At 72.1% G+C, this 9,196-nt stretch carries 10 protein-coding genes and 1 pseudogene; 4 read left to right on the top strand and 7 right to left on the bottom strand.

Annotated elements, in window-relative coordinates; all coding sequences use genetic code 11:
* From GWK61_RS17710 to GWK61_RS59580, 3 genes and pseudogenes are all read right to left on the bottom strand, one after another.
* Positions 1-345: pseudogene (locus GWK61_RS17710) on the bottom strand (hypothetical protein); the annotation flags it as partial.
* Positions 342-1,493 (bottom strand): LLM class flavin-dependent oxidoreductase, encoded by a 1,152-nt coding sequence (locus tag GWK61_RS17705; protein WP_228562491.1) that lies wholly within the window; start codon positions 1,491-1,493, stop codon positions 342-344. The pseudogene GWK61_RS17710 and the gene GWK61_RS17705, both read right to left, overlap by 4 nt.
* Before the next feature lie 99 nt (positions 1,494-1,592).
* The gene (locus GWK61_RS59580) at positions 1,593-2,663 is read right to left on the bottom strand and encodes an FUSC family protein (RefSeq protein ID WP_194909484.1); all 1,071 of its coding nucleotides are present in this window, start codon (positions 2,661-2,663) and stop codon (positions 1,593-1,595) included.
* A gap of 100 nt (positions 2,664-2,763) precedes the next feature.
* Here GWK61_RS59580 and GWK61_RS17695 point away from each other — a divergent pair, with 100 nt between their 5' ends.
* From GWK61_RS17695 to GWK61_RS17685, 3 genes are read left to right on the top strand one after another with little or no spacing between them, the layout of a single operon-like run.
* On the top strand, positions 2,764-3,126 hold the full coding sequence (locus tag GWK61_RS17695; protein WP_194909483.1) for an L-rhamnose mutarotase: 363 nt from the start codon (positions 2,764-2,766) through the stop codon (positions 3,124-3,126).
* A gap of 6 nt (positions 3,127-3,132) precedes the next feature.
* Positions 3,133-3,972, top strand: a complete 840-nt coding sequence (locus GWK61_RS17690) for an amidohydrolase family protein (RefSeq protein ID WP_194909482.1) — start codon at positions 3,133-3,135, stop codon at positions 3,970-3,972.
* A 35-nt stretch (positions 3,973-4,007) separates the two neighbouring features.
* The gene (locus GWK61_RS17685; protein WP_194909481.1) at positions 4,008-4,451 is read left to right on the top strand and encodes a hypothetical protein; all 444 of its coding nucleotides are present in this window, start codon (positions 4,008-4,010) and stop codon (positions 4,449-4,451) included.
* Here the strand turns inward: GWK61_RS17685 and GWK61_RS17680 are convergent, their stop codons facing one another.
* Positions 4,452-5,285 (bottom strand): TrmH family RNA methyltransferase, encoded by an 834-nt coding sequence (locus GWK61_RS17680; RefSeq protein ID WP_194909480.1) that lies wholly within the window; start codon positions 5,283-5,285, stop codon positions 4,452-4,454.
* 23 nt (positions 5,286-5,308) lie between these two features.
* Here GWK61_RS17680 and GWK61_RS17675 point away from each other — a divergent pair, with 23 nt between their 5' ends.
* Positions 5,309-6,223 carry a class I SAM-dependent methyltransferase gene (locus GWK61_RS17675; RefSeq protein ID WP_194909492.1) on the top strand — a complete coding sequence of 305 codons (915 nt, stop codon included), beginning with the start codon at positions 5,309-5,311 and terminating at the stop codon, positions 6,221-6,223.
* Positions 6,224-6,378: 155 nt separating this feature from the next.
* Here the strand turns inward: GWK61_RS17675 and GWK61_RS17670 are convergent, their stop codons facing one another.
* The 3 genes from GWK61_RS17670 to GWK61_RS17660 all read right to left on the bottom strand — a co-directional run bounded on the left by GWK61_RS17670 (position 6,379) and on the right by GWK61_RS17660 (position 9,196).
* Positions 6,379-7,185, bottom strand: a complete 807-nt coding sequence (locus GWK61_RS17670) for an NAD(P)-dependent oxidoreductase (protein ID WP_194909479.1) — start codon at positions 7,183-7,185, stop codon at positions 6,379-6,381.
* A 119-nt stretch (positions 7,186-7,304) separates the two neighbouring features.
* A complete protein-coding gene (locus GWK61_RS17665) occupies positions 7,305-8,081 on the bottom strand; it encodes a hypothetical protein (RefSeq protein WP_194909478.1) in 777 nt (258 codons plus the stop codon).
* On the bottom strand, positions 8,078-9,196 hold the full coding sequence (locus GWK61_RS17660) for a globin domain-containing protein (protein WP_194909477.1): 1,119 nt from the start codon (positions 9,194-9,196) through the stop codon (positions 8,078-8,080). Before GWK61_RS17660 ends, GWK61_RS17665 begins: the two co-directional genes overlap by 4 nt.

The raw sequence follows: 9,196 nt of genomic DNA, 5'->3' as shown, positions 1-9,196 counted from the left end.
GGTGAAGGCCGGGTCGTCGCCGAAACCGGGGTCGGCGTAGGCGACGCCGTACGTGCCGGTGTCGGTGAGCCCGCTGCCGTTCGCGTATCCGGGTTCTGCGTATCCGGGTTCTGCGAAGCGCGGAGCCGCGAAACCCTCGCCGTTCGCCGGACCGTAGCCCGGCACCATCGGCGGCCGCGGTCCGAAGCTCCCGGGCACCGCGCCGAAGTCGTGCCCGTTCATCGGCAGCCCGCTCGGCAGCCCGCTCGGCAGCGCGCCGGGCAGCCCGTCGAACCAGGCGCTGCCGCCCGAGGGCGCGAAGTCCTCGTCGCCGAACCCGTTGTTCGCCGCCTCGTAAGCACTCACGGTGCGATGGCCTCCTTCGTGTCGAACAAAGCCGACCGCTCATCATCCCGCGTCTCGGCCGTCCCCGTGGTGCCTCCGGCGGTCCGGGCCACCAGGCCCGCGTGCGTCGGGGCGTCCGGGACGTCGGCCGGCCGGCCGATCGCGAACTCCTTGCGCAGCACCGGGACCACCTTCTCGCCCAGCAGGTCGATCTGCTCCAGCACCGTCTTCAGCGGCAGGCCGGCGTGGTCCAGCAGGAACAGCTGGCGCTGGTAGTCGCCGACGTAGTCGCGGAAGGACAGCGTGCGCTCGATCACCTGCTCCGGCGTGCCCACGGTGAGCGGGGTCTCCCTCATGAACTCCTCCAGCGATGGACCGTGGCCGTACACCGGGGCGTTGTCGAAGTACGGACGGAATTCGCGCACCGCGTCCTGCGAGTTCTCGCGCATGAACACCTGGCCGCCCAAACCGACGATCGCCTGCTGCTCTGTGCCGTGCCCGTAGTGTGCGAAGCGCCGACGGTACAGCGCGACCATGCGCTGCGTGTGTTCCTTCGGCCAGAAGATGTTGTTGTGGAAGAAACCGTCCCCATAGTACGCGGCCTGCTCGGCGATCTCGGGGGAGCGGATCGAGCCGTGCCAGACGAAGGGCGCGACGCCGTCCAGCGGCCGGGGCGTGGCGGTGAAGCCCTGCAGCGGCGTGCGGAAGCGGCCGGACCAGTCGACGACGTCCTCGTTCCACAGCTGCCGCAGCAGCGCGTAGTTCTCCAGCGCCAGGTCGATGCCGTCGCGGATGTCCTTGCCGAACCACGGGTAGACCGGGCCGGTGTTGCCGCGGCCCAGGATCAGGTCCACGCGGCCCTCGGCCAGGTGCTGGAGCATCGCGTAGTCCTCGGCGATCTTCACCGGGTCGTTGGTGGTGATCAGCGTGGTCGCGGTGCTCAGCAGCAGCTTGGAGGTGCGCCCGGCGATCCAGCCGAGCAGCGTGGTCGGCGAGGAGGGCACGAACGGCGGGTTGTGGTGCTCACCGGTGGCGAACACGTCCAGGCCGGCCTGCTCGGCGTGCTCCGCGATGGCGGCCATGGCCTTGATGCGCTCGTGCTCGGACGGCGCGCGGCCCGTGGCGGGGTCGGGCGTCACGTCTCCGACCGTGAAGACGCCGAACTGCATCTGGCTCACGAGGGGACCCTCCTGTAGTTGAAAGTTGAACAAACCTCTCAACCGACGATGAGGAGATCGTATTCCCCGCCAGTTAGGTTCCCCTATCTTTCAGCGCTGTCTGCTTGCCCACATCCGCCACGGCAGGTAGCCCACGCAGAGCCCGATCGCGCAGCCGATCAGCGTGTCGAGGACGCGTTCCCGCAGCACGGCCCAGGAGATGTCGTGGCCGAGCTCGTTCAGCATGGTGATCAGCGGGGTCATCACGGCCGCGTAGGCGGTGTAGTTGGCCAGCTTCAGATACGGCCGCACCGCCCCGATGACGCCGATCAGCGCCACGATGCCCCAGGTCGGGAGCACGCCGATGAGTCCGCCGCCGACCAGCACGCCGATCGTCGTGCCGAGCCCGCGCTCCAGGGCGCGCATCGGCGCCGCTGCTTCGTCGCGCAGGACGACCAGCGAGACGGTCAGCGCGATCCAGTACGTGTGCGTGCCGGGCCGAAACTGCGAGACCACTTCGGCCACGGCCATCGCCGTGCCCAGGCGGACCGCGTGCTGCCAGCCGTGCCACGTCCGCAGTCCCGTCCGCCATTTCTCCACGCTGCGCTTGAACGGCCACTCCGGTCCCGGCGGCCCCTCCAGCTCCCTGCGCCAGAGGGGTGACAGGAGGCGGCCGAGCGCGTGCGTGCCGAGGGTGAGTGCGGCGGCGGCCGCCATGCCCAGCGCCACATACAACAGGATGTGCCCGGGCGACTCAGGGCCCGTACCCAGGTGCGCGCCGATGACGGTGAACACCGTCGCGTTCGCGGCGATCCGTGCTTCGAGCGTCCCGATGCCGCCGACCAGCGCCGCGCCGACGGCGACCGCCACGATCCAGACGCTGGCCAGGCTCCCGTGCCGGCCGAGCAGCGCGCCGAGCCAGACCACCAGCGCGCCGACCGCCGCCGTGGCGCCGAGGTCGAGGCCGCGCGCCCGCCACCCGCCCTCGTGTCCGGCCGCGCTGACCAGCAGCGCGCCCATGACCGCGGTCAGGCCGTCGGCGAGGTGGCCGGTCGCCGCGCCGACGGTCACCGGCAGCGCCAGCGCGACGCCGGACAGGACCAGGCGCGTGGCGTCGACCTCGATGCGCTGGAAGCGGACGAGGCGCGCGGCGTGGTCCTTGACGGCGGTCGGGTCCTTCACCTGAGCCATTGGACGTGGTCGTTTCCCGGAACGCAAACAGGTACTAGACTCGGCGGCCGTTCCGGGAAAGATCCGATGAATCTCGACGACGATGATCTCGATGAAGGAGGGGGTCCAGGTGCGGGTCGCCATCCACACCCGGCTGAAGCCCGAGGGCGTCACAGGGTACGAACAAGCTCACGACGACATCCCGCCGGAGATCCCGGAGCTGCTGCGGGCCGGCGGCTGCAGCTCGTGGACGATCTGGCGCAACGGCGTGGACCTGTTCCACCTCGTCGAATGTGAGGGCTGGGAAGCGTTGCAGGCCTTCATGGTGGACAAGGCCGAGGATCACGCGTGGCAGGCGCGCGTCGGGGTATTCCGGGACTTCTCGCTGGCCGGCGGGGACGAGCCGCTGCCGGTGATCTTCGAACTGCCGGAAGCGGCGCGCCGGCCGGACCGGCCCGAACCCTCGGAGGCCTGACTCAGCATGCGGATCGTCGACGCGCACCACCACCTGTGGGATCTGACCGTCCGGGACCAGGCGTGGACCGCGGACCTGCCCGCGCTGCGGCGCAGCTTCCTGCTGTCCGACCTGGAGCCGCTGGCCGCGGCCGCCGGGGTGTCGGCGACGGTCCTGGTGCAGACCATCCACGCGGTCGACGAGACGCCGGAGATGCTGGCGCTGGCCGAGACGTCGGACCTCGTCGCCGGGGTGGTGGGCTGGACCGACGTCACCGTGCCGAACTTCGGCGAGCGGCTGAGCGAGCTGCTGTCGGGGACCGGCGGCCGGCGGCTGGTCGGCATCCGGCACCAGGTGCAGGAGCTGCCGGACGGCGCGTGGCTGACCGAGGCCGACACACTCAGGGGTCTGCGACAGCTGGCCTCGGCCGGACTGGCCTTCGACCTCATCGTGCGCGCGGACCAGCTCCCGGACTGCGCCGAGGCCGCGCGGGCCGTGCCGGACCTGCGGTTCGTCCTGGACCACCTGGGCAAGCCGCGGATCGCCGCCGGCGAGCGGGAGCCGTGGGCCTCGGACATCAGGGCCCTGGCAGAGCTGCCGAACGTGACGTGCAAGCTGTCGGGCATGGTCACCGAGGCCGATGTGGAGCGCTGGACGATCGCGGACCTGCGGCCGTACTCGGATCTGGTGCTGGAGGCGTTCGGCCCGGACCGCGTGATGTTCGGCAGCGACTGGCCGGTGAGCACGCTCGGCGCCGGTTACCCACAGGTTGTGGAAACAACGATGCAGCTGACCTCGGAGCTGTCGGAGACGGAGCGCGAGGCGGTGTTCGGCGGGACCGCGACCCGGGTCTACGGCCTGGGGTAGGGCGGCCGGGACCAGCGCGCCGGTAGCCTGACCGCGTGACCGAACGCTGGGAGACGATCGAGGCGCTCAACGCCGCGCGCACCGCGATGGAGGCACGCCTCGGCTGGGAGCAGCCGGTGGCGTGGGGACTGCTGACGCCGGACGGCGCCGTGGTGCGAGCGAACGTGCGCGGCGGCTACCTGCCGGCTGTGGCCGTGGCGACGGTGGTGGGACATCGCAAGGGGAGCAGGTCGTATCCGCTGACGGCCGCGGCGATCGCGGAGGCGATCGCCATGGCCGAACCGGGCGAGGCGTGCACGGACATCCCGCACCCGAACATCGCGGCGCTGCGGTTGCTCGGTGGCGGGGATGCTGTGGTGGCCTACGTTTCCGAGGCGGACTTCGTCGAGGATGCCGAGGGCATCGGGGACATCGAGGAGGTCGAGGACCGGTACGTCGCCGCGCTGCTCGCCGAAATCCGCCGCGGCTTCCCCGCGTAGCTACTTCGCCGCCCGCCGCTGCCGCGCCGCTTCGTACAGAACCACCGTGGCGGCGTTGGCTGCGTTGAGCGAACTCGCTGTTCCGCGCATGGGGATGCTCAGCACGCGGTCGCATGCCTCGCGCCAGCCGCTGCTCATGCCGACCGTCTCGTTGCCGACGACGATCAGCGTCGGTGCGCAGAAGTCGTAGTCCTCGATGTCGGTGTCGCCGTCCTCGTCGGTGCCGACGAGGGTCACGCCGGTTCCGCGGAGCCAGTCCAGTACGTCGCGGTGCGATTCCGCGCGCACGGTCGGCAGGCCGAACAGGGAGCCGGTGCTGGCGCGGACGGTGCGCGGGTCGTAGACGTCGGCGGCGTGGCCGGTGACGATGACGCCGCCGGCGCCGAAGGCGTCCGCGGAGCGGATCAGGGTGCCGAGGTTGCCCGGTTGGGTGGGGCGGTCGAAGGCGACGCCGAGGAAGTCGGCGGGGAAGTCGCCGGGGCTTGCGACGCGGGTCAGGTCGTCCGGGGGCATGGCCACGACGGCCAGCAGTTCCGGTGCCGCGTCCTGGTCCTTCTCGCCGAGTTCGGCCAGCATGTCGGCGGGGAGCGCGATCACCTCGGCGCCGGCGGCCTCGGTGGCCGTGATGAACTCCTCGGCCCAGCGGGACAGGCGGCGGTCGTCGTCGACCAGCAGTTCCTCGATGCGCCAGCCCTGCTCGGCGGCCAGGGTGAGGGGGCGGACGCCCTGCACGAGGAAGCGGCCCGCGCGCTGCCGCTTCTGGCGGTTCATGAGCAGGGTTTGCCATTGCTGGAACCTGGCGTTGCGGGAAGCCACCCGTTGGTGTGCGCGCATCCCGCTAGGCTACCGGCGTGTCCATGCCCGAAGATCCCTCGACGTCCGCGACACCATCCCCGACATCCGCAGCGTCCCCGGCGGCTGCGACCGCTTCGACTGGTCCGACGGATCCCACGGCTCCCACCTTCGACGAGGCCGAGCGCGTGCTGTGGGCCGACTCCGGCGCGGGCTACGAAGCCGTCTACGCCTCCCTGTGCGCGAACACGATTCGCGCCCTGCTCGACGGCGCCGCGGTGGTCTCCGACATCGCCCTGCTGGACGTCGGCACCGGGACCGGCACCGTCGCCCGGGCCGCCCTCGCCCGCGGCGCGACCGTGACCGCCGTCGACGCCGAGCCCTCGATGCTCGACCTGGCGCGCGCGAAGGCGCCGGAGGCGGAGTTCGTGCTGGCGGTCGTGCCGGACCTGCCGTTCGAGCCGGCGACGTTCGACGCCGTGGTCGGCAACTTCGTGCTCGACCACTTCGGGCGGCCGAAGGTCGCGATGCGGGCGCTGCGGGACGTCGCCAAGCCCGGCGGCCGCGTGGCGTTCACGTTGTGGCCCGCCGAGCGCTCGGCCGGGCGGAGCGTCTTCTCCCGGGCCGGGGCGGAGACCGAGGGCTGGGTCCCGCGGCAGATGCCGCCGCTGGTCCTCGCCGACGACTACCCGCGGACCGAGGAAGGGCTCGCCGGGTTGTTCCGCGAGGTGGGTCTGGAGGACGTCACCACCAGCGTCATCGACTGGGAGCAGCTGACGACGGCGGAGGAGTGGTGGATCTCGGTGGGGTCCGGCGTCGGGCCGTCCGGCCGCACCTACCAGGCGCAGACCCCTGAGGTCCGCGCCGCGTTCCGCGAGAACTACCTGAGGATCGCCGCCGAGATGACCGACGGGGACGGTGTCATGCGGCTGCCGTACCGGGCGCTGCTCGCGGTCGGGACCGTGGCCGAGGGCAAGTGAGCGCGGGTAAATACGGCGCACACGAGTAAATACGGCGCACCTTGAGCGCACCTTGAGCGCACGGAGCCGGGCCGCTGTTTCGGGGCGGCTCGGCTCCGTGCTCACAGATAGTCCTTGCTCAAGGTAGTCCGTGCTCACAGACAGACCCAGCCGGCTCAGCGCTTCTCGTTGAGCGCCCGCACCGCCTCGCCGAGGTCGGCGTTCTGGTCCGGCGCGGATTCCAGCGCCCGCCGCGCGGCGGTCATCACCGGCAGGTCCAGCAGTTCCCCGGCCAGCCGCAGGTCCTTCCCGGCCATCTCGGCGGAGAAGTCGACGCCAGTGGCGAAGGCTCGGGCCACCAGCCCGCCCAGCGGACTGGCCTCCAGCACCGCGTGCGGGTCCGGCACCCCCAGCCGCTCGGCCAGCGCCAGCGCCTCGCCGACCACCGTCACCCCGGCGACGATCCCGCTGATCAGCACCAGCTTGCGCGCCGCACCGCTCCCGGGTCCGCCGCATTCGGTGACGGTGCCGAACACCTTCAGCAGCTCGGCCGCCCGCGCCAGGTCCTCCGGCGTGCCGCCGGCCAGCACCGCCAGCGTGCCGGCCTCGGCGCGGTCCACGCTGCCCATCACCGGGGCGTCGACCATGCCGACCGAGTCCGGGATCAGGTCCCTGACCAGGCCGGTGCTCTCCGGTCCGGCCGTGGACATCTCGACCAGCACCGCGTCCGGCCGCAGCGCGCCGGCGAAGGACGCGACCACCGTGCCGACGGCCTCCGGATCGGCCAGCATCGTCACCACGAACTCGGCGCCGGCCACCGCCGCGGCCGGGTCGGCGGCGGCGCTCGCACCGAGCGCGACCGCCGGCTCGGCCCGGGCGGCGGTCCGGTTCCACACCACCACGTCGTATCCGGCGCGGACCAGCCGCGCCGCCATCGGGGCGCCCATGGCCCCGAGCCCCAGGAAGGCAACCCTTGTCGTCATGGTTCCCAGCCTAGGCAGGGTCGGGGGATCGTGCCTGGTCGTGCGATGCCCAGTGTCCGGGGTACCCGGCAGCGCGGAGCCCTGGCGTAGACCCGCACTGCCGGGTGTCAGACCGGGTGTCAGACGGCGCCCGGCAGCGCGGATCCGTAGTACGGACCGCCGACGCCCGCCATGCCGGGCACGTCGGTCGGCGGGGCCCCCGCGCCGTGCGGCGGGTTCCGGTTCAGCGTGTCGAAGGCCTGGTGGATATTCTTGATCATGCCGTGCACCTCCTCGCGGGCCTTCTCCAGCGCGCCCTCGACCTGCACGCCGAACGCCACACCGAACGCCTTGAGGAACTCCAGCTGCTGCTCCAGCGACTTCAGGCTGGAGGACAGCTGTTCGCTGCGCCGCTGGAACGCCGACTCCGCAGCGAGCAGTCCCTGCCGGTGTCCCTCGTTCACCGTGACCGCGTACTGGTTGCGGGCGTACTCCGTGACGTTGCGGACGTACTCCTCGGCGGCCCGGATCTGCTCCTCGGCCTGGCGCTGGGCCATCGCGATCGCGTTGACCGCGGCGGCGGTGACCCGCTGCTCCGGGGCGAAGGCCGATGGGGCCGAGGGCGTCACGGGTGCCGCCGCGGCGCCGCCGTTGGCCGGGTCGCTGCCGGCGTAGGAGGTGCGCAGCTGGCTGGTCAGCTCGTCGTTGCGCTGCCGCAGCTCGGACTCGATCTGGGCGGCGGCCTGCAGTTCGGCGAGCACGCGCCGCTTGAAGCGGAGCACGCCCTCCTCGTCGTAGCCGCGGTGCGTGAGGCCGGCCCGGGTGAACTCCCAGGCGTCGATCTGCTCGGCGCTGAGCCGTTCGGGACGCCGGGCTCCGGTGCCGCCGGGCGTTCCGTCGTACTCGCTGAAGCTCACGGCTGACTCTCCTCCAGGTGGATGGCCCCCGGGATCACTCCCGCTTCCTTCAAGCGGGCCGCGGCGTGTTCGCACATGCCGGCCGAACCGACGATGAAGACCTCGTGTCCGGGCCAGTTGCCGTAGGCCGCCGCGGCGTCTCCGACCAGGCCGTGCCGGCCCTCCCAGGCGTGGTCGTCGGAGACCACCGGGATCACGGTGAGCCAGGCGTGGCGTGCGGCGAGCTGTTCCAGGCGGGGCAGGTCGTACAGGTCGCTGGCGATGCGGGCGCCGTAGAAGAGGGTGACGCGGCGCCCGTGGTCGGGCGTGCGGGCCAGGTCCTCGACGATCGCGCGCAGCGGTGCGAGCCCGGTGCTGCCGGCGATCATCAGCAGGTCGGTGCCCGGCGCGGTGGAGGCCAGGGTGAGCTGGTGGCCCACCGGCGGGCCCAGGCGCAGCCGGTCGCCGACGCCCATGACGTTGACCAGCTGCCAGGAGACCGCGCCGATCAGCTTGATGTGCAGTTCGATCAGGCCGTCCTGGCGCGGCGGGTTCGCGGGGGTGTAGAAGCGCCAGCGCGCCGGGGCCATCGCCGTCTCCAGCGTCATGGACTGCCCGGCGGCGTAGGGGTACGGCAGGCGGGTGGCGATGGTGACCCGCGCGATGTCGCGCCGGCCGCCGAGGATCTCGTGCGCCACCACCTCGGCCTCCCACCACGGCGGGGCGGACTCGGCGGCAACCGCTGCGGCGTCGGTCATCACCTTGGCGACGATGCCGTAGGCCTCGGTCCAGGACTCGGCGACCGCCGGCGTCCAGTCCGGGCCCAGGAACTGCTCCAGGGTGGCCAGCAGGCTGGCCCCGACCGCCGGGTAGTGGCCGGGCTCCACCGCGAACTTGCGGTGGTCCCGGCCCAGGCCCTGCAGGAACGGCACGGCCGCGTCGAGGTTGTCGACGTTGGCCACGACGGCTCCGAGGGCGGCGACCAACCGGTCGCGCTGTGCCGCCATCGAGGGCGGGAACATCGATCGCACCTCGGGATGGCTGAGGAACAGGTGGCCGTAGAAGAACAAGGGCACCTGCTCTCCGTGCTGGGCGACCTTCGCCCAGGAGGTGCGCAGGAGGTGCGGATCCACCAC

The organism is Catenulispora rubra (genome assembly GCF_015356825.1).
GTDB classification, from domain to species: Bacteria; Actinomycetota; Actinomycetes; order Streptomycetales; family Catenulisporaceae; genus Catenulispora; species Catenulispora rubra.
This window is presented reverse-complemented; position numbering and strand designations above follow the sequence as displayed.